We start from the raw sequence: 25,157 nt of genomic DNA on the forward strand, positions 1-25,157 counted from the left end.
GGAGGAGAATGCAAGAATGAAAGAGAAAGTGATAATCGGTATGATCGGACTGGGGGCGCGCGGCGCCTCTCTGCTGGAAATGATCGTTCGCAACGCGAAAGACGTTGAGGTCGCGGCGGTATGCGATCTGTACGAGGATCGACGGGAAGCGGCTGCGGATTTGGTTGAGAAGGCGGGAGGCAAACGTCCTGTCGCGGTTGCGCGGTACGAGGACGTATTGGCGCTGGCCGATATCGACGCCGTCGTGATCGGCGCTTCCTGGGCCGCTCACATGGACATCGCCATTGCGGCGATGGAAGCGGGCAAGTACGTAGCCAGCGAGGTCGGCGGAGCTTATTCGGTTCAAGAGTGCTGGAAATTGGTAGAGACGTACGAGAGAACGAAAACGCCGGTCATGCTGATGGAAAACTGCTGTTACGGCAGAGAAGAGCTGATGGTGCTGAACATGGTGAAGCAGGGCGTCTTCGGGGAGATCGTCCACTGCGCCGGAGGTTACCATCACGATCTTCGCGGCGAAATCGCGGGCGGGGAGGAAAACCGGCACTATCGGCTGAACGAGTACATTCATCGCAATTGCGAAAACTATCCGACTCATGAGATCGGTCCGATCGCGCGGGTGCTGGACATTAACCGCGGCAACCGGATGATGTCGCTCGTATCGGTGGCTTCCAAGGCAAGCGGAATGAAGGATTACATCAAGCGGGAGAAGGGCGCGGAGCATCCTCTGGCGAACGTCGAGTTCGCGCAGGGCGATATCGTGACAACCGTCATTCGCTGCGCCCGCGGCGAGACGATCACGATTACGCTCGATACGACGCTGCCGCGATCGTATTCCCGGGGCTTCACGGTCAGAGGGACGAGAGGCATGTACATGGAGGACAATCAATCCATTTTCATAGACGGGCAGCACGATGAGCACCACTTCGACTGGAAGGGCCAGTGGGGCAACGCGGAGAGCTACTTCGAGCAATACGACCACCCGATCTGGAAAAAATTCGTCGAGGACGGCGTCAAAGGCGGGCACGGAGGCATGGACTGGCTCGTGTTCGAGGATTTCTTCGACTGTGTCAAAAACGGGAAGCCGACTCCGATCGACGTCTACGATATGGCGGTATGGATGAGCATCTCCGCGCTGTCCGAGGAATCGATCGCCTTGGGCGGGCATCCGGTCGCGTTTCCGGACTTTACGAACGGCAAGTGGACGACGAGGCGTTAGGAGGCAGACAGCTTGAATTTGGAGCGACTTTGCGAGGAGATCCGCCTTCCGCGGGAAGCGGTGGAAGTGCTTGAAGCATACCGCTCAATGGACGAAGGAACGTATGACGGCTACAGACGCGCGTTTCACGGTAACCGTGTTGCCTTTTTCGAAGAAATCACACGCGATCCCCGGTACAGGGGACTGCTGCTGTATCTGTTCCTCCGGTTTGCCGTCGATGCGCACGAGCGGTACCGCGCGCTTGGGATCGGGGACGACGTCTATTTCGATACGTTTGCCGATATTCGGATCTGGTGTCTGAACTGCGCGCGCGACTACGGCGAATACGGAATCGAGCAGTACGGCTGGCTGCAGGAGCATGTCCAGCTCAGACTGTTTCGTCTCGGCCGGCTGCAGTTCCAGCCCTGTCCGATCGACCGCGACGTCGTCGTGGACGGCAGGACCGTCTTCCGCGGGCAGATCGTGCTGAACGTGCACATTCCCGAAGGAGAGCCGCTGGATACGGGCTTGGCGGAGGAATCTTTCGCGCGTGCGGGGACGTTCTTCAGGGGTATTGAGCCGGTGTTCATGTGCCATTCGTGGCTGCTGTATCCGGAGCTGGCGGACATTCTGCCTCCGGACTCGAATATCGCCAAGTTCCAGCGCTTCTTCCAAATCTACGACATGGACCCTAGTTCGCGGGAAGCGGAGCAGCGCATCTTCATCCGGACGTCGGACGATCCGTCCGCCTACGAAGCTCGTACGACCTTGCAGCGCAGCGCCAAGGCCTACCTGGAATCCGGCCGCAAGCTCGGCAGCGGCTCGGGCATCTCGCTCGGGCTCCTCCGCTGAGATTGCGCCTCGTATGCGTCAAGCCCGCCAGAGTGGTTAAGCTCGGGCGGGCTTTGGGGTGCTGGCTTCGTCGATAGAGTCGCAGTGCGAGCTAATCCGTCGCCAGCCTCCCGTGACCTCGTCGATAGAACCGTCACGCGAGCTAATCCGTCGCCAGCCTTCCGTGACCTCGTCGATAGAACCGTCACGCGAGCTAATCCGCCGACTTCCTCCCGTGACCTCGTCGATAGAACCGCCGTGCGTGCTTATCCGTCGCCAGCCTCCCGTGACCTCGTCGATAGAACCGTCACGCGAGCTAATCCGCCGACTTCCTCCCGTGACCTCGTCGATAGAACCGTCACGCGAGCTAATCCGTCGCCAGCCTTCCGTGACCTCGTCGATAGAACCGCCGTGCGAGCTAATCCGTCGACTTTCTCTCGTTCCCCGGCCAATAGAGCCGCCGTGCGAGCTCCTGACACCCAGTTTCCGGCGGAGAGGGGAGGGCGGCCTGAGCAATGCCGGCACATTTTAGAAATTTCCTTCTTGTCTTTCGTGAATACGGTAGAATAGACTATATTATTGAAAGCGCTTATTCTGAAATCGATACCACATTCAACGGATTTCGAAAAAATATCAAACTGGCTTATCGCCCCTCTTCGTACAGGGAATAACGTCTCAAGTTAGGGGGCGCTTGGTCAAATAGCCTGTTCGCCGAATTCGTACACGGCCTTATGCGTCAGAAACATTGGATGAACGAAGGGAAGGTTATCTATGCGCCGAACTATGGTTGCGGCCCATACGGGCTGCGGAATTCATCCCGACAATACGATCGCTTCGTTCCTTGAAGGAATGGAACTGGGCGCGGACATCGTCGAAGTGGACGTGCGCGCGACCCGTGAGGGGCGCGCCGTCCTGCTCCATGACGATTCGCCGTATTTGCGTACCCACGACTATGAACGATTGAATGAAATGGCCGTCCGGCAGAGGCTCGATCCGATTTACGCCGAGCATGAAATAGCCACCCTGGAGCAAGTGCTGAGACTGTCGGCGCCGCACGGCACGAAGCTGAACCTGGATTTGAAATCGCTCGACAGCATCGAGCCGGCCGTCAGGCTCGTTCGGGAGTTCGAAGCGCAGAGTCGCGCGTTCATTACGGGCTGCTCGGATCGCATGACGGAGCTGTATCCGGACATTCAAGTGATGCGGAACACGCCGAATGCGCTGACGATGGAGCAGATGGAGCGTTACGGCGATTTCGCGGAGTTCGTATGCGCGGATGCGCTTCGCGCCGGATATGCGGGACTGAACATGAACGGCTTCACTTGCCTGCCGCCGATCGTGAAGCGGGCGCACGAGGCGGGACTGAAGGTATGGGTGTATACGATCAACGAGCGGCCGTTGATGGAATGGTTCCTGGGCATGGGCGTGGACGCTATTACGACGAGGAAGCCGAAGCTGCTGCAGGAGCTCGTCGTCGGCTGAGAAATGAGGGGTATGAGTTGCAGGTTAAAATCAAAGACGTGGCCAAAAAGGCGGGCGTGTCCGTGACGACCGTATCCAGGGTCCTCAACGGGGAGAAATACGTCAAAGACGATCTCAAAGCCAAAGTGAACCGGGTCATCGAAGAGCTGGGATACGCTCCGAGTCAAATCGCCCGCAGTTTGGTACGCAAAAAAACGAACCTCATTGGCGTCATCGTGCCAGATCTAACGTCCAGCTTCTATTCTACGATTCTGAGCAGCATCGAGGAGCGGGCGAGCGCCAACGATTACAATCTGCTCGTCTGCAACATCAGCGAGGATATCGACAAAGAGTACAAGTACTTAAACGTGTTCCAGGAAATGCGGGTCGAAGGCATCATTATCATGCATGAGAAAATCAACGAGCAAATTCGCGCTTTCATTCATAAAATCAACACGCCCGTTGTATTTTCCAGCGTTAAGCCGATGGACCAGAAGTTTATTTCGGTCATCGTCGACGACTACGCCGCCGCTTACGAGGCGACCCGTTATTTGATCGAGCAGGGGCATGAGACGATCGGATTTATCGGCGGGGACATGCGTGACGTGACGTCTGGCCAGAACCGGTACAGCGGCTATCGCAACGCGATGTCGGATTTTAACAAGAAGCTCGTGTTCGAGCATATCCGATTCGGCGATTACAAGGTACAGAGCGGTTACGATCAGATGAAGGAAATGCTGAGCGCCGGCAATCCGCCTTCCGCGGTATTCGCGGTCAGCGACGACATGGCCGTCGGCGCCATGAACTGCATCCGGGATCACAACTTGCGAGTGCCGGAAGACATTGCGGTCATCGGCTTCGACGGAAGCCAACTGACCGAGCTTGTGCGCCCCACGCTGACTTCGATGGAGCAGCCGATCCACCAGATGGGTAGGGTGACGATGGACGTGCTGCTGAAGCTGATCTCTGGCGAGACGCTTCCGGACGGCGACGTCGTGCTGGAGCATCGCTTGGTCGTCCGGGAGAGTTCGCGAAGTCGGGCCGAACGGACGGAAGATCTGCACATGGAATAGGAATTGCAAGCCAACCCAAAATCAACCTCGGGGAACTGAACATGGACAGCATCGCCGAGGCAGAACGATGTCGGTCAGCCAGTACGGAGGCAATACGGGTACGCCGGACGGACCGGTTCTGGAGAGGTGCGTTGCGGAGAAGATCGGCTATACGACGGACAGTTGGGAAGTCGCACTCTGAAAGGGCGGGCGGCGAGAGGGGTTCCAGACGAGGAGGATAATGCATGAGCTTCGATTTAAAATTCAACGAGGACGGCACGTTTAAGATTGTGCAGTTTACGGATATGCATTTCGGGGACGACAAGGAGGAGGCTCGCGTCAAGGACGGCAAGACGACTGCACTCGTTGAGCGGATCATTGCGGCGGAGAAACCGGATTTGATCGTGCTGACGGGGGATATGATCTGGAGTCACGGCGTTCCAGATCCGAAGGCGGGCTTCCGGCGGGCGATCGCTCCGATCGTCGCTTCCGGCCTGCCTTGGGCCGCGGTGTTCGGAAATCACGACGCCGAAGCGGGCGTGACGCGGGAAGAACTGCTGGACATCCAGCAGCAATATGGGACATGCCTTTCCGTTGCCGGTCCTGCCGACATCCATGGGACCGGCAATTATGTATTAACGGTGCGCGGAAGCGGATCTGCTGAGGGTCCCGAGGGGGAAGGCGCGGCGCTGTACTTCTTCGATTCTGGCATTAACGCTCCGGAGCCGATCGGCGGATACGCTTGGATTCACCCCGATCAGGTGAATTGGTATACGCAGCAGGCCCAGCAGTTGGCGAAGCGCACGGGAACGGTGGCGGGAGTAGGAAAAGGTGCAGGAGCAGGTTCTCCGCTTCCCGCACTCGCGTTTTTCCATATTCCGGTGCCGGAATACGACGAGGTATGGAACGCAGGGCTGGCGACGGGCACGAAGGAAGAGAAGGTCGAGTGTCCGAAGATCAACACCGGGTTGTTCGGCGCGATGGTTCATATGGGCGACGTGATGGGCACGTTCGTCGGGCACGACCACGACAACGATTATTGCGGCACCTTGCACGGCATCCGTCTCTGTTACGGACGGGTGACGGGATACAACTGCTACGGCAAGCTCCAGCGGGGCGCGAGGGTCATTCGGCTGACGGAAGGCAAGCGGGATTTCGAGACGTGGATCGTCGAGGCGGACGGAGGAATCGTACGATAAATTCGAGCTTGCTGAGGCATGGAGTGCGGGTGCTGCAGAGGCTGCGGGGGATTGCGCTAACCTAGAGAGACTGCCCGAAAGCGACTTGCGGGCGGTCTCTTTTTCTCATAGGAAGGGAACCTCACCTTGATCGCAAGCTGGCTCTCCGCCAATCTTCATCAAAACTTCATCGAAGTTTGCTTGTATGAAGTCCGATAATTCAGTATTCTATAGCTAATGTTTCATGATCTTACGAGGTCGAGAGAGAAAGGGAGATGGCAATGAGCAAAACCATTCAGTTCGACTATTCCAAAGCGTTGCAATTCGTCGGTCAACATGAGATAGACAATCTGGCGCCGGCCGTCAAGCTGGCTCACGAGCAATTACATAACGGAACGGGAGCGGGGTCCGACTATCTGGGCTGGATCAACCTGCCGTTCGATTACGACAAGGAAGAGTTCGCTCGCATCCAGAGCGCGGCGAAGAAGATCCAATCCGATTCGGACGCGCTGATCGTCATCGGCATCGGCGGCTCCTACCTCGGGGCGCGCGCTGCGATCGAGATGCTGCAGCACTCTTTCTACAATACGTTGTCGAAAGAGCAGCGCAAGACTCCGCAAATTTTCTACGCAGGCAACAACATCAGCTCCACTTACGTCACGCACCTGCTGCAAGCGCTCGAAGGCAAGAACTGGTCGATCAACGTCATCTCCAAGTCGGGCACGACGACCGAGCCGGCGATCGCTTTCCGCATTTTCCGCGAAGCGTTGGAGAATAAATACGGCAAGGAAGAAGCCCGCAAGCGCATCTACGCGACAACCGACAAAGCTCGCGGAGCGCTGAAGGTGCTGGCCACTGAGGAAGGCTACGAATCGTTCGTTATCCCGGACGACGTCGGAGGCCGCTACTCCGTGCTGACGGCTGTCGGCTTGCTGCCGATCGCTACTGCCGGCATCGACATCGAAGCGATGATGAAGGGCGCGCAAGACGCCGCTACCGCTTATAACAACCCGAACCTGAGCGAGAACCAGGCGTACCAATACGCGGCCGTCCGCAACGCGCTGTACCGCAAAGGCAAGACGGTCGAAATTCTCGCTAACTACGAGCCGGGACTGCACTTCGTCTCCGAATGGTGGAAGCAGCTGTACGGCGAGAGCGAAGGCAAAGACTACAAAGGCATCTACCCGGCTTCCGTCGACTTCTCCACGGATCTGCACTCGATGGGGCAGTTTATCCAGGAGGGCAATCGGATCATCTTCGAAACGGTGCTCCAGGTCGGCGAAGTGTCCGAGCAGATCACGATCCAGAAGAGCGAAGACGACCTGGACGGCTTGAACTTCCTGGCCGGTCAGACGCTCGACTTCGTCAACAAGAAGGCGTTCCTCGGAACGCTGCTGGCGCACACGGACGGCAACGTGCCGAACCTGATCGTCAACCTGCCGGACACGAGCCCGTATACGTTCGGCTACATGGTCTACTTCTTCGAGATCGCTTGCGGCGTCAGCGGCTACCTGCTCGGCGTTAACCCGTTCGACCAACCGGGCGTCGAAGCGTACAAGAAGAACATGTTCGCGCTGCTCGGCAAGCCGGGCTTCGAAGAACAGAAGAAAGCGCTGGAAGCAAGACTGTAATCGAATGTAAAATAAGAAGAGCGCCTCCGGGCGCTCTTTTTTCAAAAGCGGACAAAATGCCGTATAGAACTGCGGTTGAAGGAGCAAATCGATGGAACATTCGTCTGTATTGCGGGTCGCTAGAGGAGGCGGCGTCATATGGTTGGCTGTCGCTGCGGTTCTCGTCGCTCTATGGGCCGGATCGCTGAATCCGTGGCTGACCTCGGCGGCAAGTTGGGCTGCGGTAGCGGCGGGATGGGTCATCGTAAAAAGGATCAAAGGCACAATCCATTCGTCGGATGCTTGGGGCGCGTTGGCCGCGCTGGCGTTACTCGCCGCATTCGCATGGGCGTGCAGCGAGGCTCTCGTCCAGTTGAGGCTTAGGTTGTTTAATCCTTTCGGACCGACGTTGGAGCCGTTAATCGAGGGTCAGGGTTGGATCGTCGCCGTCGCGCTGGGGCTGCTTGTCGCGGCGATCGGCGGCGCATGGCTGCTGTCGTCTTCCATCACGGCTTCGTCGGGGCAAGCGGGGGTTCGTGTTCACGAAATTATGATCCGAGCTTTCCGACATTTGAAGCGGAGCCGGGCAGCCGGCTCGTTCGCCGCAGCCGCGGGAGGCATGACCGTCGCAGCTGCCATGATCGGCGCCCATGCGGAGACGCCTTGGCGAATCGTCGCAGGATTGGCAGCGGCCTATGCGCAGATCTATTGGTTTGCGCTGGCCGATCGCCGTAAGCCCGAGTCCGAGCATACGGCTTCGGGCAACGTGAGAGAAGCGAGAACAATTCGGAGAAGCAGAAAAGTCGTGCTTGGTTCTTTAATTGCGTTTCACGCCATTTTTGTAGCCTTCTATGCCTTGTTGTTCGGCGCGTACTACGGTTGGACTTGGAAGATTCCCGCCCTCTATATTTTAACCTGGATCGGTGGAGCCGTCTGGGCCTTGATCGCTTGGCTGTTTGCGTTATCGAGAATCGTGTACGCGATCGTCATAATTCTGCTCGGATTGGCATGCGCGCTGCTCCTGGGGATGATCGTCGGTTCGTACGATTGGGATGCGCTGGCCTGAGTCCGATTACGGAATAACCACTTAGAGGGGAGCGAAGAGCGGAATGATCGATATACATACGCATATTCTACCCGGTCTGGACGACGGGGCGTCGGACTGGAACGATACGCTGAACATGGCTCGGGCCGCCGCCGCGGACGGCATCTCGACGATTATCGCAACGCCTCACCATGCGAACGGACGTTACGATAACCCGGCCGCGGCCATTCGGGAACACGTATCCCGAATCAACGAACGGTTGGCGGAGGCCGGCGTGCCCGTCACGATCGCGGCGGGGCAAGAGATCCGCGTGCACGACGATCTGCTGGACGCGTGGCACAGGGGAGAGCTGCTGACGCTGGCGGGTTCCGATTACGTGCTGATCGAAATGCCATTCTCCCATATCCCCAAACATATGGAGGAGCTGCTTCACGAGCTAAGCGTCCTGAACCTGCGGCCGATTATCGCTCATCCCGAGCGCAACGCGGAAATCGCGGGGCGGCCCGGCCGGCTCGCGGAGCTGATCGAGCTCGGCGCCTATGCGCAGATGACGACGCATTCGCTGCTGGGCGGATTCGGCAGGCAGATCCAGAGAGCCGCATGGGAACTGTGCGAGAGCGGTCTCGTTCATGTCGTGTCGTCGGACGCCCACGATACCGGGCGAAGGGGATTCTGCTTGAGCGAGGCGTACGAGGCGATTCGCGCGCGGCAGGGAGAGCCGTGGGAAGCCTACTACAAGTATAATGCGCGCTGCGTGGCGGACAACAACCCTTTCGGAAGCCGGCCGGCGGTATCGCGTTCCGGGGACAACGCGCTTAGGAGGATGATCTCCTATTTGACCGGGCGAAGGGGGTAACCGGACCGAAATTAATGCTGAAGATGCAAATCCGACGGCCGAGCGACCGGGACTCGTCGAAGCGAAACGGTCGACACAGGGCGACTTAATATGAAAATATTTAATGAATAAGAAAAATAAGGATATTGTTCATCGGCAAAATGACCAAATATTTTAGATCCATGCACAACTGAAAGCGATTGCATCTTCACGATGAAATCGGCGGTCAAAACGTTGCATCCCTTCGTAAAATGGTTTAATCTTCCTACTCTGTTTCCAATGACGGCCCTAAGTCCCCCTTTTTGCCCCGATTCCAACCGCCTTCCCCGGCCGCCCGCCGTCCGAACAATCGACATAGGCATTCGAAATCCCTGATTATATAAGGTCGAACGGAGGCGGGATCGTCTCCGGGCCGCGGGTCTATAGTCTGTATAGGACCTCTGGAGAGTAGAGCGCTTCCATGGATTGAAACGACCGCCGTACACGCCCGAAAACGCGAACTCCTCCGCCTGGCCGCCCCGCAAAAATGAGCAGGAATGGCTAATCGGCATCATGTCTTTAATCCCTCTTGAAATTTTATTTTCTATGTCATACTAAATTACAAGTCGCGGCAGTACCCGCTCAACGACGACTCGGACGACTACACGGGTAGAGGAGAAAAGTTCAAAACTTCTACGGCAAGCGAAGGTGATTGAAGATGAACGTTTCGAATCCGGCGCAGAAGCAAGAGAAGCTGAAGCGGTTTTTGGACATGCTTTCGCGAGACGCTTCTCTGAGCCGCCGTCACGATTCCGCAAGCGCGTGGTCGTGGGAAGAGCTTCTATCCTACACCGGGTACGATCCCGGGGACGGAACGATCGACGTGGCCGAGCTGGTTTCTCTCGCGCTGGGAAAGCTGGGCATCGACGCCGACACGAAAGCGATGATGGAACACGTTCTGAACGGAGGAACGGTCGGGGAATTTATTAACGCTTCCTGGCCCAAACCCGACTCGACCGGCATGGACGGCTCCCACGAGGCTTGCGGCGGGGGCTGAACGCAGCAGGGGAGTTCGCGAATCGAATATGACGGCCGGATGGGGCGGCGCTTCGTCCGGATTATTTTGGCCCAAAAGTTCTCGTTTTGAATAATAAAATTCTAATCTTATTCTAATTGAACTAATTTTCAGGCCTGGAGAGCGCGAGAACATTAAGAGCGACGGAGGAAACGAGATGGAATTGAAACAATACTGGCTCATCGTCAAAAAAAGGCTGCTGCTGATCGCTCTGATCGCGACCGTCGTCTGCTTGAGCGTCGGCATCTATTCCTACTACTTCATCACGCCGCAGTATCAGGCTTCGGCCAAGCTGATCGTCAACCAGTACAAGGACAGCAGCTCGCTGCTTCCGAGCATCGACGTCGGCTCCATCAACTCCACGATCGGCCTCATCAAAACCTACAAAGAGATTATACGGACGCCGCGCATCATGAAAAGCGTCAGCAAGGATTACCCCGAGCTGAATATGTCCTACGGCGAGCTGATCGGCAAGGTCAGCGTAAGCTCGGTGAACGAAACGCAGGTCATGTCGATCTCCGTCCGCGACCATTCTTACGAGCGGGCGGCCAAGGCGGCCAACGCGGTGGCGGTCGTCTTTCAGAAATCGGTTCCCGAGCTGATGAAGGTCGACAACGTATCCGTCCTGGATTTCGCCGATCCGAAGGAAGCGCATGGCCCGGTCGCTCCTAATCCGAAAATGAACATCGCCGTCGCCTTCCTCTTGTCGCTCATGCTCGGCGTCGGCATTGCTTTCCTGCTGGAATATTTGGACGACACGATCAAGACGGAAGAGGACATCGAGGCGCTGTTCCAAGTACCGGTGCTGACCGCGATTCCGAGGTTCAAGGAGAAGGACGCGTCCGAGCGCGGCGGAGGGAAAGTGCAGTTGCAGACGAACGGGAGGGAAAATCATGTCTCGTTATAAGTGGAGCGTCATTACCGACGCGAATCCGAAATCCCCGATTTCTGAGGGGTACCGGATGCTGAGAACCAACGTCGAGTATTCCGCGATCGACCAGACGCTGCAAGTCATCATGGTCACCTCCTCCAAGCCGGGGGAAGGCAAGAGCACGACATGCGCGAATCTGGCCGTCGCGTTCGCCCAGACGAGCAAGAAGGTGCTGCTGATCGACGCGGATCTGCGCAAGCCGTCGCAGCATCATCTGTTCGGCAAGTCGAACCGGATCGGCCTCACGACCGCCCTGTTCCGGCAGAAGGAGCTTGAAGACGTGATCCAGCAGACGAACACCGACGATCTGGCGATCATCCCCGCCGGTCCGACGCCGCCGAATCCGTCGGAATTGCTCGCTTCCAAGCGGATGGCCGCGCTGCTGGAGACCGCGAGGGAACGGTACGACGTCGTCATTATCGACACGCCTCCGCTCATGTACGTGACGGACGCGCAGATCGCGGCCGCCCAGAGCGACGGCGTCATCCTCGTCGTCGAAGCGGGCAAGGTGAAGAAGGACGTCGCGCTCAGAGCGAAAGCGTCGCTGGACCACGTGAAGGCCAGACTGATCGGCGTCGTGCTCAATAACGTTCCGCGCAAGCACTCGGATACCTATTACTACTATTACGGCGACCGCAACGACGCCTGATCGAAGGCGTTCGGTCCGGACCGCAAACGCGTTAGGTAATGTCTCCTGCACCTCTATCACCGGAGGCACTCGGTCATGCTGTGGGTCAGCCGACCTTAGACGTTTATCGTCAAGGGTATGACGTGAGGAAGGGTTAAATGCCCAAGCAAATTCAAGCGAAAGGGCTGCCCCTTCTTAGAGTAAGTGGGGTTAACAAGATGATCAAAGAAGCGAGAAGTGCATCTGTCTCCTGGAGACTGCCTCATACGGTCTTGAAATTACATTGTGACGGGTCTACCTATTCAAAATTTCAAGATCGTATAGCATCGGAAGGAGATAGATGCACGAAGCGTTCATTCATCGAGAATCTTCGTACAGCCCTACTTACTCACGGGACAGTCCCACAGACATAAATCAAAAGGATAGGTGAGATCAAAATGGAGAGAGTGAAAAAAGCGATTATACCCGCGGCCGGTCTAGGCACCCGTTTTTTGCCGGCCACGAAAGCGATGCCCAAAGAGATGCTTCCCATTGTTGATAAGCCGACCATCCAATATATCGTCGAGGAAGCGATCGAATCCGGCGTCGAGGACATCATCGTCGTCACCGGCAAAGGCAAACGGGCGATCGAAGACCATTTCGACATCGCGTTCGAGCTGGAGCACACGCTGGAGGAGAAAGGGAAGCTGGACATTCTCGAGAAGGTCCGCAAGTCCTCCCAGGTCAATCTGCACTATATCCGGCAAAAGGAGCCCAAAGGGCTTGGACACGCCGTATGGTGCGCGCGCAACTTCATCGGCGACGAGCCGTTCGCGGTGCTGCTCGGGGACGACATCGTCGAGGCCGAGGTTCCCTGCACCCGGCAGTTGATCGAGCAGTACGAGCGTACGGGACGTTCGATCATCGGCGTGCAGACGGTGGGCGTCGATCAGACGCATCGCTACGGCATCGTCGATCCGGGCGAGAGGACGGATCAGCTGTACCGGGTCAACCGCTTCGTGGAGAAGCCGCCGCAAGGACAAGCTCCCTCCAACCTGGCGATTATGGGCCGCTACGTGCTGACGCCAGACATTTTCGAGTATTTGGGCCGTCACGAGCGGGGAGCGGGCGGAGAAATTCAGCTGACCGACGCGATTCAGAGGCTGAACGAGGACCGGGGCGTTTACGCGTACGATTTTCAAGGCGTCCGGTACGACGTGGGCGAGAAAATCGGCTTTATTATGACGACGATCAATTTCGCGCTGCGCAATCATGAATTAAGGCATGTACTGATGACCGAACTGGAGGAGATCATGGAGCGCGAGCTGGTGCAGCAATTGATTGCGGGAAGGGGAGATACCTGATGAATATCGGTCCGCATTACCGGAGCGAAGCGATGGATTATCGTCCGAACGTCCTGCGGGAGCGGGAGGCGCGGCGAACGTTCTCCCTCTATTCCGCGATGAAGCGGACCGTCGATCTGCTCGGTTCGCTGGCGGGATTGGCGCTGGCAAGTCCGGTGCTGGCCGTCGCCGCCGCGCTGATCAAGTGGGAGGACCCGCAAGGTCCGGTTATTTTCAGCCAGACGAGAATCGGCAAGGACGGGAAGCCCTTCCGCATGTACAAGCTTCGCTCGATGTACACCGACGCGGAGGACAAGCTGAAGGAACTGCTCGACCGCAACGAGATCAACGGCGCGATGTTCAAAATGAGGGAAGATCCGCGCGTGACGAGGGTCGGCAGGTTCATTCGCAAGACGAGCATCGACGAGCTGCCGCAGTTGATCAACGTGCTCAAAGGAGAAATGTCGCTCGTTGGTCCCCGGCCGCCTCTGGCCAGGGAAGTGGCGGAATACACGGAGCACGACAAGAAGCGGCTGTCGGTCACGCCGGGCTGCACGGGATTGTGGCAGGTAAGCGGGAGGAGCAGCCTCAGCTTTAAGGAGATGGTCGAGCTGGACATCGCCTATATCGAGAAGAGGTGCCTCTGGCTGGACATCAAAATCATGCTGAGAACGTTCAAAGCCGTCGCAGGTTCCCGGGACGCATTCTAAAACAGACAACGGAGGTGATACGATGGCGAAAATCCTTCATCTGTCGGAGTTCACGAAGGGCGGCGTCGAAACCCACCTCAACGAGGTGCTCAAGCACCAGGCCGGCCGCCACGACATTTATTTGATGGCCTCCGAGCATAATTCCAACCCGCATTCGCTTCAGATCAGTCCCGAACGTCTCATTCTGTACCCTTACCAGCGGAAGCCGGCCTATTTTCTTAAAGCGATGAGGGAGATTCGGAAAAAAGTCAACGAGCTTCAGCCGGATATCGTGCACATACACGGAACGTTCGCGGGCGTCTTTCTGCGAACGTTGTTTTTTTTCAGGAGGAAGCGTCCCGTCGTCGTGTACTGCTCGCACGGCTGGGCGTTTCTGATGGACACGAAGTCATGGAAGCGCAAGCTGTTCGCGTGGGCGGAGAAGCTCCTGGCCCTGCGCACGGACGCCATCATCCACATCTCGAAGCACGAATACGCGATGGCGATGAATTACGGGCTGCCGCCGCGCAAATCGGTCGTCGTATACAACGGCGTGTCGGATGCGTCCGCCGCCGCGGAGCCTGCGCCGCTTTCCGTTAAGCCGGACAAGATCAACCTGCTCTTCGTCGGGCGTTTCGACCGGCAGAAAGGGTTGGATCTGCTGCTCGACGTGTTTAACGAGCAGCAGCTGTCGCACATCGACTTGTACTTGGCCGGCGATTCCGTGCTGGCGCAAAGCGAGCGCCGATATCCGGACAATGCGATCCGGCTCGGCTGGGTGGAAAATTCGGAGATCGACCGCTACATGAAGGCGTGCGACGCGGTGATCGTTCCGTCTCGCTGGGAGGGGTTCGGCATCGTCGCGATCGAGGCGCTGCGCAACGGCAAGCCGGTCATCGCCAGCAATCGGGGCGCGCTTCCGGAGATCGTGCGGAACGGCGTGAACGGATACGTGTTCGATTTCGAACGCAAGGAGCAGCTTGCCGATCTTCTGCGGACGCTGGACAAGCGCAAGCTGGCGGAGATGGGGCGGGCCGGAGAGCGCATTTTCAACGAGCAATTCCATTCCGGCCTCATGAACCGGCAGATCGAACGATTGTACGACGCGGTGCTAAGAAGGCCGGACCAACGGTATTCCGCAACCGTCAAGAAATACGTGTAAGCGCGGGAGCGGAGAGCGGGTGAATGGAATATGCGCAACAATCCGGCGATGCCCGGGGTCGCAGACGGCCAAACCGGCGGCAACCAGACGCTCTGGGCGCTGTATCTCGTTATTGTGCTGCTGCTGACCGTCTATCAGGATTTTCCCTTAGTCAATGTGATCGGAGAGATCGGCCGGTCGCCGATCGTCCTGCTGCTTCCGCTGTTCGCCGTCTGCGAGGCGGCGATGCTGGCGAAGCATAAGCGGGTGATGCACAGCTCGAAGCTGCAGCGGTATTTGCTCGTTTTTATCGTTTATTTGAGCTTTATCAGCGTCGCTTACGTGCTCGCGCAATTTCTGCAAGGCAGCTACAGCTTCGGGCAGGAGAACCTGCTGGGCAAGGCGATCAAAGTGCTGACTTATTTCGTGCTGATCTTGCTCTACGTCAGGCACATGCAGCTGCTGTTCGCGAAGATTGGCAGCGGACGCGTGCTTTACGTCTGCTTCTTCGTCGTCGTCGCGCTGCTGACGGTCATTATGATCGCGGAGCTGGCGAGCATTCCGAACGCGCTGGCGCCGCTGCATGCGGGGAGCCATCCCTACTGGCGGGTTAGGCTGCTCACCTCGGAGAGCAGCACGACCGGCACGATCGTGGTCGTCTATTCGGCGATTCTCGTCTATCTGACCCGGTATTTGAGCGGGCCGGGCAAGGTGCTGTCGATCGTGTTCATCGCCGGTTTTTTCCTGTTTTATCTGTTCGTGACGGGCTCGAAGGGGTTTCTGATCGTCGCTTTGCTGACGATCGTCGTCACGATGGCGAAGTTTCTCGATTTCCGGAAGAAAAGAAACTTCCTTCTGCTTCTGGGGGCGGCGGGGGCGATGTATTTGTTCGTTTCCCATTTCTCCGCCGGCGTATTGGGCTCGCTGAGCAACGACATCGAGAACTACACGTCGTCCTATACGAGAATGGGCACGATTCTGATCGCGCTGGCTACCGTCGCCCATCATCCGCTGGGCGTGGGCACGGGCGCTTATTTGATGTATTTCGACCAGTACGTGGACGGCGCGATCGGCATGATGTCGCGGTTTTATTACGATGCGTTCGGCATCGGCCAGATCAACGCGGGGGAGCTGCTGCAGTATTCCGACACGGACCGGAACGTGGGCGTGAAATCGGGCTTTTTCCAATGGGTGATGTTCGGAGGAGTCGCGGCGGTCATCTTCTTCTATCTGCTGGCCGCCAACCTGCTGCGGAAGGCGATGGTCAGTTCCATTCTGTTTCCCGCCTTGGTTTTCGTGCTGCTGTCCCTGCTGTTCGTCGCGCTGGAGATCAAATACGAAATCTGGCTGTTTTTCGCTTTTATCAGCTATGTCACGACATCGACAAGGAGGGCCGAGACGTGAAAATATTGCTCGTATGCAGCGATTTCCCGTATCCTCCGAACCATGGCTTAAGAGTCGATACTTGGGGGAGGATCAAGGCGCTCGCCGAGCTCGGCTGCAAGCTGCACCTCGTCGTATGCGGCAAGCAGCGGCCGGGCGACGCGGACATCAAGGCCGTCGGCGATTACGTCGAGGAGATCGTGCTCTGTCCGCGGAGGAGCAAGCTCGCCGACGCGCTTCGGCTCGTCCCAATGCAGGCCCAGTCGAGAGCCGAGCTGGGGCGCATTCCGCTGGCGGACGATTACGATTACGTGCTGCTGGAGGGCGACTACGTGTACCCGATCCTGAACAATCCGCGAATCAGGCGCGAGCGGGCGATTCTGCGGGTGCACAACGACGAGGCGGTCTATTTCAAGGCGCTGGCGAGGAGCGCCACCAGCCTGCTGCACAAGCTGTACTATCGGATGGAAAGCGGCAAGTTCGCGGCGCTGCAAAGGAAGATGCGGTCCAGGATCGACAAGTATCTGTTCATCTCCAGCAAGGAGTTCGAGCGGTTTCGCGCGCTCGATCCGGCGGCCCAGAGTCAGTTCCTGCCGCCCCCGGTCGACGGGGAGGCGTTCCGGCCCGGCACGTTCCGGACGCGTCACGTCGTGTTCGTCGGCTCGCTGTTCATGCCCAACAACCGGGAAGCAATCGAGTGGTATTTGGCCCATATTCACCCGGGGCTGCTGGACGTGCCGGGCTACAGGTTTGTCGTGGCCGGTAACAGCCGCAACCAGAGCCTGGGCTGGCTTGAAGCGTATGACCTGACGAACGTGGATGTGCACGATACGCCGGCCAGCCTGGAGGACATCTACGCGAACGGTTATTTGTTCGTCAATCCGATGCGCAACGGGGCGGGTGTGAAGCTGAAGACGATCGAAGCGATCCAGAACGGCCTGCCGGTCGTCTCCACCTCGGTCGGCTGCGAAGGCACCGGACTGATCGACGGCGAGCATATGCTGCTGGCCGACGAGCCGCGTCATTTTCTCGGACATATCAAGACGCTGCTTGCCGATCCGATCAAGGCTCAGGCTTTGCTGGAGGCTTCGCAGCATTTTATACGGGGACAGTACGATCACAAGGAAGTTCTGAGAAGGTATCTGCAATCGTTAAACGCCAAGTTATCAAGCTAAGCGGGGGAATGCGAATGGACAGGAGCAGAACGAACGTCTTGTTCGTGACCCATGCGGACAAGAAAGGCGGCGCGGAGCAGAGCCTGATCCATCTGATCAATTATTTGGACACGTCCAAGTACCGGATCTACTTGCTCTGTCCCGGCGACGCCTCCTATTTGCACGAGATTCGGACGGAATACGAGCTTTTTCCGCTTCGTCTCAACAGCATCAAGAAGAGACTCGGCTTTGGTTATGTGGACACCGTGTTGCGCATGCGGGCATTCGTGAAGAAAAAACGGATCGACATCATCCATGCCAACGGCTGGCGAGCCCCGTGGTATGCGGCACCGTTGAAGTTCATGGCAAACAGCAAGCTTGTCTGGCATCACCGGGACTACACTCATCTGCGCATGTTCAATCGGGTGCTGCCCCGGTTTTTCGATCAGGTGATCTGCATTTCGCGTTTCGTCGCCAGCTCCGTTCAAGGCGGCAACAAGACGATCATCTACAACGGCGTCGATCCGGAGACGGCGCGAATGCCGAAGAGCCGCGCGTTCATGGAGGACGACACGCTCGTCATCGGGACGTTCGGCCGGATCGTGGAATGGAAGAGATACGATCTCGTCATCGAGGCGGTCAAGAAACTTGCCGACGACAAAGCCTACAACTGGAAGCTGCTGATCGTGGGCGACGCGTCCGTCGACGGATCGGAGAGTTATTATGCCGAGCTGGTGCGCAAGGTGCGCGACTACGGGCTGGAGGAGAACGTCGTCTTCTACGGTTACAGCCCGAGACCGCTCGACGTGATGAAGGAGTGCGATCTGACGATCAATTTCTCGCTGAACGAGCCGTTCGGCAGAGTCATTATCGAGTCGATGCTCGTGCGCACGCCGGTCATCGTATCGGATTCCGGGGGCGCGCCGGAAATCGTCGAAGAGACGAAGGGCGGCTGGATCGTCAAGGACGGGGACGTCGAGGCGCTGTACCGGACGATCCGGCTCGTGTACAGCAAAGCCGTCGATTACCAGGAGCTTGCCGAACGGGGATACGAGGCCGTCATGAGCGAGTTTAATATGAACGCGATTGCCAGAAAGGTAGAGACGGCCTACCGTTCGCTGCTGGCCGGGGGCGGCGCGGCGGAGACGGCGGGGGCAGGGTAGCGCATGGGTATCCCGTTCCGTCAGATTCGCGTCGGCAAGCTGCTCGCCGTGCTCAAGGGCGCCGTCGTATTGCCGGTCAAGGCCGATTCGGCCGGCCGTCTGGGCCGGATCGCGGGCAAGCTGGCGATCTCGAACAAAGGAGAGCTCATTCTCGGACGAAGCGTCTCCTTCCATGCCAAGCCGTTCCCGTCGTCCATCTCGGTGGGCAAGGGGGCCAGGCTGTGGATCGGCGATAACGTCTTCTGCAATTACGGGCTGGATATCGGCTGCACGGCCTCGATCCGGATCGGCAGCCACACGATCATCGGCCCGATGGTCAACCTGATCGATGCGAACTTCCATCCGGTGGACGCGGAGGACGGTTCCCGGAGCCTGCCGATCGTCGTCGGGGACAACGTCTGGATCGGCAGAGGCTGCATCGTGCTGCCCGGCGTTACGATCGGATCGGGCAGCGTGATCGCCGCGGGCAGTGTCGTGACGCGGGATATTCCCGCGAACGTGCTGGCCGGCGGCGTTCCGGCCAAAGTTATCCGCGAGCTGTCCGTGCCGGAGGGCTGGATTCGCAGGAACGTGCAAGGAGCGGATGCGAGATGAAAGTATGGATGTGGCCGAAATATAGCGAATTGAATTTGTACAACAATCTATTGACGGATTCGCTCTGCGGCGCAGGGGTCGAAGTGATGGACCTGACGCATGGCCGACTGGCGCTGCGGGTCGCGCGGGCGAAGCCGGGAGACGTCGTCCACGTGCATTGGATGCACCACGCCTACCAGAATCGCAATCCGCTGCTGTTCGCCGCCAAGTCCGCCCTGCTCCTGACGACGCTGCTCGTGCTGAAGGCGAAGCGGGTGCGGCTGGTCTGGACGCTGCACAATCTGTACCCGCACGAGGTGAAATACCGGCGGATGGAGCGCGCGATGCGCACGCTGATCTGCCGGTTCTGCTCCCGGCTGATCGTCGCGTCGGAGGCGGCCAAGCGGCAGGCGATGGCGGAGTTCGATGTGCCTGCCCGCAAGCTGACCGTCGTGAAGCACGGCCACTACGCGGACGCGTACCAATCGAACGGCACGAACTTCAGGCGGCGGTACGGCATCGGCGAAGACGCCGAGGTCTATCTGTTCCTCGGAGCCATCAAAGCCTACAAGGGCGTTGAAGAGCTGATTGAAGCTTATCGCGCGATCAAGACCGACAATTACTCCCTGATTATCGCAGGCAAGGCGGATCGGGAGATGGAGGCGTACCTTCGCAGCGCGAAGGATATCGCGAACCTCGTTCTGGATTTGCGTTTTATCCCGAACGAAGAGGTGGCCGACTTGATTGGAGCCGCGGATGTCATGGTGATGCCCTATAAAGAGATTACGACATCGGGCTCCGCGATTCTCGGCCTAAGCTTCAGGAAGCTGATCGTCATGCCGGACAACGGCTTTATCGACGAATATTTCGAGGAGGGCATGGTCGTCCGCTACGATCCCGGCGTCGCCGGCGGTCTGGCGGCCGCGATGGAGAAGGCCATGCGAAGCGTCAAGGAAGGGAGGTCGCCAGATTACGATCGGGCGCTGCGGGAGCTCGAATGGGGTGCGATCGCCGAACGGATCAAAAACGTGTATCAAGGGCGGGATGAACGATGAAGGTAACGGTAGCCATCTGCACGCACAACCGGGCGAAGGATACGGCGGAAGCGATCGGCAGCGTGCTGGTTCAGGACTTCGATAAGAAGGAGCTCGAGATCGTCGTCGTGGACAACGGCTCGACGGACGGGACGGCGGAGACGGTCCACGGCTTGCGGCAGCGGCACGGCGAGCGAATCCGCTACGTGTTCGAGCCGAAGCTGGGGCTGTCGACGGCCCGCAACCGGGCGATCCGCGAGGCGAAGGGAGAATGGATTCTGTTTCTCGACGACGACGCGCTGGCGGGAAGCCAGTGGGTGCGGCACATCGTCGACGTCTTCGCGAGAGATCCGGCGATCGGCTGCGTGGGAGGCAAAATCGATCCGCTATGGGAAGGCGAGGAGCCGAGCTGGATTCCGGCGGAATACCGGTCGGTGTTCACCATTCTCGATTACTCGGGCGTTGTCGTCGAGATGCCCGCGCCCGCGATTCCTTACGGCGCGAACGTCGCGTTCCGCCGAAGCGTGTTCGCGGACATCGAGCCGTTCCGCGAGGATCTCGGCCGAGTCGGCCGCAACCTGCTGTCGAGCGAGGAGAGCGAGCTCATCGCCCGGCTTCGCGTCAAACACAAGGTCTATTACACGCCTTACGCCTCGGTCAGGCATAAGGTTGCCAAGGAGCGCACGACGAGGAAGTGGTTCCTGAAGCGGATGTTCTGGCAGGGAGTAAGCGACGCGGTCAAGCGGAGGGATGCTGGTGCGACGGCCGTTCTGAAGCATAGCGTTCGCATGGTTCAAGCGATCGGAACGTCGCTGCTGTCGATTTTCCAATACGAAAGATTTATCCGGCAGATCGTGAAGGTCTGTTACCGTAACGGGGCGCTGATCGGCGTTCTTCGCTATGGCGGCAGGAGCTAAGTCGATGGCGCAGCAGCTCGCGGCCGGGAGAGCGTGGAAGGGCGGCGGACTCGTCCAGACGATGCTGCGGACGAGCGCGACCAACTTCCTCATGATGGCGATCGCCACGCTGACGTCGATCGTGACCGCCCGCATGTTCGGCGTCGTCGGCAAAGGCGAGCTGTCCGCCATTCTGTTCTGGCCGACGCTGCTGGCGGGACTGGTCGGCTTCGGGCTGCCGACCTCGCTCATCTACAATCTGAAGCAATCGCAAGCCGCTGGCGGGGGAGAGCTTGTCCGGGCGGGTTTTCTGTTTCAGATCCCCGTCAGTCTCATCGCAGGATTCGTCGCCTGGCAGGGGCTGCCGATCTGGCTTGCGGACTATCCCGAGCCGGTCGTGCGGACGGCCCGCTGGTTTACGGCGCTGATGCTGCCGACGATTCTCGCGGCCAATCTGGTAGCCGCATTGGCGCAGAGCGCGAACCGCTTCAACGTCTACAACGGCGTGCGGCTGTTCGGTCCGCTGCTGAATCTGCTCGGCTTGCTCGCGCTGTGGACGGCGGGCCATCTCAGCCTTGTCTCCGCCGCGGCCGTGTTTCTGGGGACAAGCGCGCTCGTCCTGCTCTGGTCGCTGTACGGCATGAGGGACGCGCTGCGGATCGACTGGTTCGGCAGGCTGCGGAATACGTCGGCGGCCAAGGCGCTGTTCGGATACGGCAGCAAGGTGTTCGGAGTGGAACTGCTCGGCACCTTGTATTCCCAGTTCGACAAGCTCGTCATCCTCTCGATGCTGACGGCCAAGGATCTGGGCCTGTACACCGTCGTCTATGCGCTGTCCCGCGTCTTTAACGTCGTGCAGACCGCCGTCTCCAGCGTCGTTTTTCCGAGGGTGACCGGGTTGGACAAGACGCGGATCGTGGACACCGTTGGACGGGCGTTCCGGCTGTCGCTGCTCGTCATGGCGATCGTGCTCGTCCCCAGCTTGTTCATCGGGCGATTCCTGATGGGGCTGCTGTTCGGCGAACCGTTCCTGGAAGCGGCGAGCGCCTTCTATCTGCTGTCCGTCGAATGCATTATTGGCGGCGGTTCGTGGATTCTCGCTTCGGCTTTTAACGCGGCAGGACGTCCCGGACTTGTGCTCGTCAGACAGGCGATATCGCTGGCGGCTACGATCGGTTTGTTTTTTATTTTCACCCCGCTGTACGGTTTGAACGGTATCGCTCTCGCGCTGTTGATCGGGGCCGTAATCCGCTTGACCGTTACGCTGGTCGCGATGAAAATGGCGTTCGGCGTCAAGGCGGGCAGCTTGCTGTTCGACAAAAACGACCTGGGTTTTCTGCTCGGGCGGCTTAAAGAGAGAGTGCGGAGCAAAGGAGAGAGCGGACATGCCAACTGAACGACAGGCTCATCCGATGGACGGGCTGAAGGAGCGGCTTTGCCAGATTTTGCAGGCGATTCCTCCCGGCTCGAGCATCTACTACATCGACTGCCCCGTGTACAATAACGGCGGCGATCTGCTGATCATGAAAGGGGCGGAGGCGTTCTTCCGGGACAACGGCATTCGCGTGAAGGCGCGGTACAGCGCGCTTGATTTTCCCGACAGGCTGAGTATTCCCGGAGACCAGATTATCGTGCTTCAGGGCGGGGGCAACTTCGGGGATTTGTACCCGGTGCATCAGAGGCTGCGGGAGAAAATCGTGACCGAGTATCCGTTTCATCGCATCGTCGTGCTGCCTCAGACGATTTTCTACAGGGACGAGGAGCAGTTCGACCGTTCGGCGCGCGTGTTTGGCAGGCACAGGGATGTCCATCTGTTCGTCCGCGATCCGTCGTCTTATGCGATGGCGGCCAAGAAGTTCGATCGATGCTCCCTCTACCTGTCGCCCGACATGGCGCACCAGCTGTGGCCGATTCGACCGGCGGCGAGCCCGGGCAAGGAGCTGCTCTGCTTTTTCCGGACCGACATCGAGCGCACGGGGGATCAGGGGCGGCTGGAGACGAACGCGCACGGCGATTATCTGGACTGGGGCTCCCTGTACAACAAGGTGGAGAGAAAGTCGATTACGATGATTGGGAAAATGATGGCCAAGGGCGGCGGAACGCTGCCGCTTCATGCGATCTGGGGCAGGTACAGCGATTATTTGGTGGAGAAGGCGATCAAGCGCTTCAGCGCGTATCGGCGGGTACAAACGTCCAGGCTGCACGGGCATATCCTGTCCTGCCTGATGGACAAGCCCAACGGCCTGCTCGACAATTCGTACGGCAAAAATTCCAGCTACTATCACACTTGGACGAGCGGAATTCCTACCGCCAGATTGGAGGCTATGCTATGAAAATCGTGCTTCTGTCCGGCGGCTCCGGCAAGCGCCTGTGGCCGCTGTCGAACGAGTCGCGCTCCAAGCAGTTTCTGAAGGTGCTGAATAACGGGGACGGCGGACGGGAATCGATGGTCCAGCGGGTATGGCGGCAGCTTGGGGCGGCCGGACTCCGCGACGATGCGGTGATCGCGACCGGCAGATCGCAGACGGAGATGATCCAGAGCCAGCTCGGCAGCGAGGTCGAGCTCGTCGTCGAGCCGGAGCGGAGGGATACGTTCCCCGCGATTGCGCTGGCCGCCGTCTATCTGTACTCGGTTCAAGGCGTCGGCCTGAGCGAGACGGTTGTCGTCATGCCGGTCGATCCGTATGTGGGGGAATCGTTTTTTGCCCGGGCGAAGGAGCTTGATGCCATCCTGCGGCAATCGGGCGCCGATCTGGCGCTCATGGGCGTGAAGCCGACGTTCCCCTCGGAGAAATACGGCTACATCGTGCCGGAGCCGGAGGACGGGGAGCGGCCGGACAAGCCGTTCGTTAAAGTGCACAGCTTCAAGGAAAAACCCCGCCAGGAAGAAGCGGCAGCGATGATCGAACGGGCTGCGCTTTGGAACTGCGGGGTTTTCGCGTTTAAGCTCGATTTTCTGATCAACATCCTGATCGCCTACGAGCTGCCGATCCAGTACGAGGAACTGCAGAAGCAGTACGCCAGACTGCCGAAAATCAGCTTCGACTACGAGATCGTAGAGCGGAGCCGACAGATCGTGGCGATGCCGTACGACGGGGAGTGGAAGGACCTCGGCACGTGGAACACGCTGACCGAGGAGATCGACAGTCCGCTGACCGGCAACGGAACGATCGCGGGCGATTCGCGCAATACGCACGTCGTCAACGAGCTGGACATTCCGATCACGCTGCTGAATCTGTCCGACGTCGTCGTCGCGGCCAGCCCGGACGGCATTCTGGTGGCGGACAAGGCGTCCAGCCCGCTGATCAAGGAGGTGATGAAGCATTCGGGGCAGCGTCCGATGTACGAGGAGCGGCGTTGGGGCGGCTACCGGGTGCTCGATTACTTGAAGTATGCGGACGGGACGGAGGTGCTGACGAAGCGCATTCGCGTCGCGGCCGGCCGCAATCTGAGCTATCAGTACCATGAGCTTAGGGACGAGGTGTGGACGATCGCCGCCGGACGCGGGGAGATGGTGCTCGGCGGCAGGAGGTTTCCGGTGAAGCCGGGCGACGTCGTGAAGATTCCGCGAACCTGCAAGCACAGCCTGAGGGCGGAGGCGGGGGAGGAACTGGACGTCATCGAGGTGCAGACCGGATCCGAGCTGATCGAGGAGGACATCGTCCGGCTCGCGTTCGACTGGGACGAGATTCTGCAGATCTGCGCGGCGGAAGGAGCGCTGGCGCTTCTGCGCGAGGGGCTGTCCCATAAGTAAGGGCGAACAAGATTATCGATGAAAAAGAAGGGCATCTATCTCCTGGAGACTGCCTCATACGGTCCTGAAATCACCTTTTGACGGGTTTACCGTTCCCATTTCAGGATCGTATAGCATCGGAAGGAGATAGATGCCCATTACCATTCACCTATCGATAATTGTTCGGTACGTCTCTTTTTACTTTTGGGGCAGCCCCGTTCGGCACGACTTCATAATCAGAGGAGGGTT

The 25,157-nt window shown here is 58.6% G+C and carries 23 protein-coding genes; all 23 read left to right on the forward strand.

Annotated features, from left to right (window positions below):
- The first annotated feature begins 16 nt into the window (after nt 1-16).
- The 23 genes from B0G52_RS13755 (at nt 17) to B0G52_RS13860 (ending at nt 24,929) form a co-directional block, all read left to right on the forward strand.
- A complete protein-coding gene (locus B0G52_RS13755; RefSeq protein ID WP_094045183.1) occupies nt 17-1,216 on the forward strand; it encodes a Gfo/Idh/MocA family protein in 1,200 nt (399 codons plus the stop codon).
- Between the two features lie 12 nt (nt 1,217-1,228).
- Nucleotides 1,229-2,047: an acyltransferase domain-containing protein gene (locus tag B0G52_RS13760; protein WP_094045185.1), complete on the forward strand. Its 819-nt coding sequence runs from the start codon at nt 1,229-1,231 to the stop codon at nt 2,045-2,047.
- A 750-nt stretch (nt 2,048-2,797) separates the two neighbouring features.
- Nucleotides 2,798-3,508: a glycerophosphodiester phosphodiesterase gene (locus B0G52_RS13765; RefSeq protein WP_094045187.1), complete on the forward strand. Its 711-nt coding sequence runs from the start codon at nt 2,798-2,800 to the stop codon at nt 3,506-3,508.
- A 17-nt stretch (nt 3,509-3,525) separates the two neighbouring features.
- Nucleotides 3,526-4,560, forward strand: coding sequence for a LacI family DNA-binding transcriptional regulator (locus tag B0G52_RS13770; RefSeq protein ID WP_094045189.1), 1,035 nt, complete (start codon nt 3,526-3,528; stop codon nt 4,558-4,560).
- 224 nt (nt 4,561-4,784) lie between these two features.
- Complete coding sequence (locus tag B0G52_RS13775; protein ID WP_094045191.1) at nt 4,785-5,738, forward strand: metallophosphoesterase family protein; 954 nt, start codon at nt 4,785-4,787, stop codon at nt 5,736-5,738.
- 260 nt (nt 5,739-5,998) lie between these two features.
- Complete coding sequence (locus B0G52_RS13780) at nt 5,999-7,348, forward strand: glucose-6-phosphate isomerase (protein WP_094045193.1); 1,350 nt, start codon at nt 5,999-6,001, stop codon at nt 7,346-7,348.
- A gap of 91 nt (nt 7,349-7,439) precedes the next feature.
- Nucleotides 7,440-8,393, forward strand: a complete 954-nt coding sequence (locus B0G52_RS13785) for a hypothetical protein (protein ID WP_143762559.1) — start codon at nt 7,440-7,442, stop codon at nt 8,391-8,393.
- A 43-nt stretch (nt 8,394-8,436) separates the two neighbouring features.
- Entirely contained in the window at nt 8,437-9,228 is a 792-nt protein-coding gene (locus B0G52_RS13790; protein WP_198960646.1) for a tyrosine-protein phosphatase, read from the forward strand.
- 676 nt (nt 9,229-9,904) lie between these two features.
- On the forward strand, nt 9,905-10,243 hold the full coding sequence (locus B0G52_RS13795; RefSeq protein WP_143762560.1) for a hypothetical protein: 339 nt from the start codon (nt 9,905-9,907) through the stop codon (nt 10,241-10,243).
- 175 nt (nt 10,244-10,418) lie between these two features.
- On the forward strand, nt 10,419-11,168 hold the full coding sequence (locus tag B0G52_RS13800) for a YveK family protein (RefSeq protein ID WP_094045199.1): 750 nt from the start codon (nt 10,419-10,421) through the stop codon (nt 11,166-11,168).
- Nucleotides 11,155-11,841, forward strand: a complete 687-nt coding sequence (locus B0G52_RS13805) for a CpsD/CapB family tyrosine-protein kinase (protein ID WP_094045201.1) — start codon at nt 11,155-11,157, stop codon at nt 11,839-11,841. The genes B0G52_RS13800 and B0G52_RS13805 overlap by 14 nt, the downstream gene beginning before the upstream one ends.
- Before the next feature lie 416 nt (nt 11,842-12,257).
- A complete protein-coding gene (galU, locus tag B0G52_RS13810) occupies nt 12,258-13,163 on the forward strand; it encodes a UTP--glucose-1-phosphate uridylyltransferase GalU (protein WP_094045203.1) in 906 nt (301 codons plus the stop codon).
- A 32-nt stretch (nt 13,164-13,195) separates the two neighbouring features.
- Nucleotides 13,196-13,852, forward strand: a complete 657-nt coding sequence (locus tag B0G52_RS13815; protein WP_094045548.1) for a sugar transferase — start codon at nt 13,196-13,198, stop codon at nt 13,850-13,852.
- A gap of 22 nt (nt 13,853-13,874) precedes the next feature.
- Nucleotides 13,875-14,993 carry a glycosyltransferase gene (locus B0G52_RS13820; protein ID WP_094045205.1) on the forward strand — a complete coding sequence of 373 codons (1,119 nt, stop codon included), beginning with the start codon at nt 13,875-13,877 and terminating at the stop codon, nt 14,991-14,993.
- 30 nt (nt 14,994-15,023) lie between these two features.
- Nucleotides 15,024-16,376, forward strand: a complete 1,353-nt coding sequence (locus B0G52_RS35575) for a hypothetical protein (protein WP_158223705.1) — start codon at nt 15,024-15,026, stop codon at nt 16,374-16,376.
- On the forward strand, nt 16,373-17,530 hold the full coding sequence (locus B0G52_RS13825; RefSeq protein ID WP_158223706.1) for a glycosyltransferase family 4 protein: 1,158 nt from the start codon (nt 16,373-16,375) through the stop codon (nt 17,528-17,530). Before B0G52_RS35575 ends, B0G52_RS13825 begins: the two co-directional genes overlap by 4 nt.
- Before the next feature lie 14 nt (nt 17,531-17,544).
- Nucleotides 17,545-18,672 carry a glycosyltransferase gene (locus B0G52_RS13830; protein WP_158223707.1) on the forward strand — a complete coding sequence of 376 codons (1,128 nt, stop codon included), beginning with the start codon at nt 17,545-17,547 and terminating at the stop codon, nt 18,670-18,672.
- Between the two features lie 3 nt (nt 18,673-18,675).
- Nucleotides 18,676-19,266, forward strand: coding sequence for a DapH/DapD/GlmU-related protein (locus B0G52_RS13835; protein WP_094045211.1), 591 nt, complete (start codon nt 18,676-18,678; stop codon nt 19,264-19,266).
- Nucleotides 19,263-20,300: a glycosyltransferase family 4 protein gene (locus B0G52_RS13840; protein ID WP_094045213.1), complete on the forward strand. Its 1,038-nt coding sequence runs from the start codon at nt 19,263-19,265 to the stop codon at nt 20,298-20,300. Before B0G52_RS13835 ends, B0G52_RS13840 begins: the two co-directional genes overlap by 4 nt.
- Nucleotides 20,297-21,196 carry a glycosyltransferase family 2 protein gene (locus B0G52_RS13845; RefSeq protein WP_094045215.1) on the forward strand — a complete coding sequence of 300 codons (900 nt, stop codon included), beginning with the start codon at nt 20,297-20,299 and terminating at the stop codon, nt 21,194-21,196. Before B0G52_RS13840 ends, B0G52_RS13845 begins: the two co-directional genes overlap by 4 nt.
- 4 nt (nt 21,197-21,200) lie before the next feature.
- A complete protein-coding gene (locus tag B0G52_RS13850; protein ID WP_094045217.1) occupies nt 21,201-22,571 on the forward strand; it encodes a lipopolysaccharide biosynthesis protein in 1,371 nt (456 codons plus the stop codon).
- Entirely contained in the window at nt 22,561-23,508 is a 948-nt protein-coding gene (locus B0G52_RS13855; RefSeq protein ID WP_094045219.1) for a polysaccharide pyruvyl transferase family protein, read from the forward strand. Before B0G52_RS13850 ends, B0G52_RS13855 begins: the two co-directional genes overlap by 11 nt.
- The gene (locus tag B0G52_RS13860) at nt 23,505-24,929 is read left to right on the forward strand and encodes a sugar phosphate nucleotidyltransferase (protein WP_094045221.1); all 1,425 of its coding nucleotides are present in this window, start codon (nt 23,505-23,507) and stop codon (nt 24,927-24,929) included. The genes B0G52_RS13855 and B0G52_RS13860 overlap by 4 nt, the downstream gene beginning before the upstream one ends.
- Nucleotides 24,930-25,157 lie beyond the last annotated feature (228 nt).

The sequence above is a fragment of the Cohnella sp. SGD-V74 genome (assembly GCF_003001675.1).
Lineage (GTDB): Bacteria > Bacillota > Bacilli > Paenibacillales > Paenibacillaceae > Cohnella.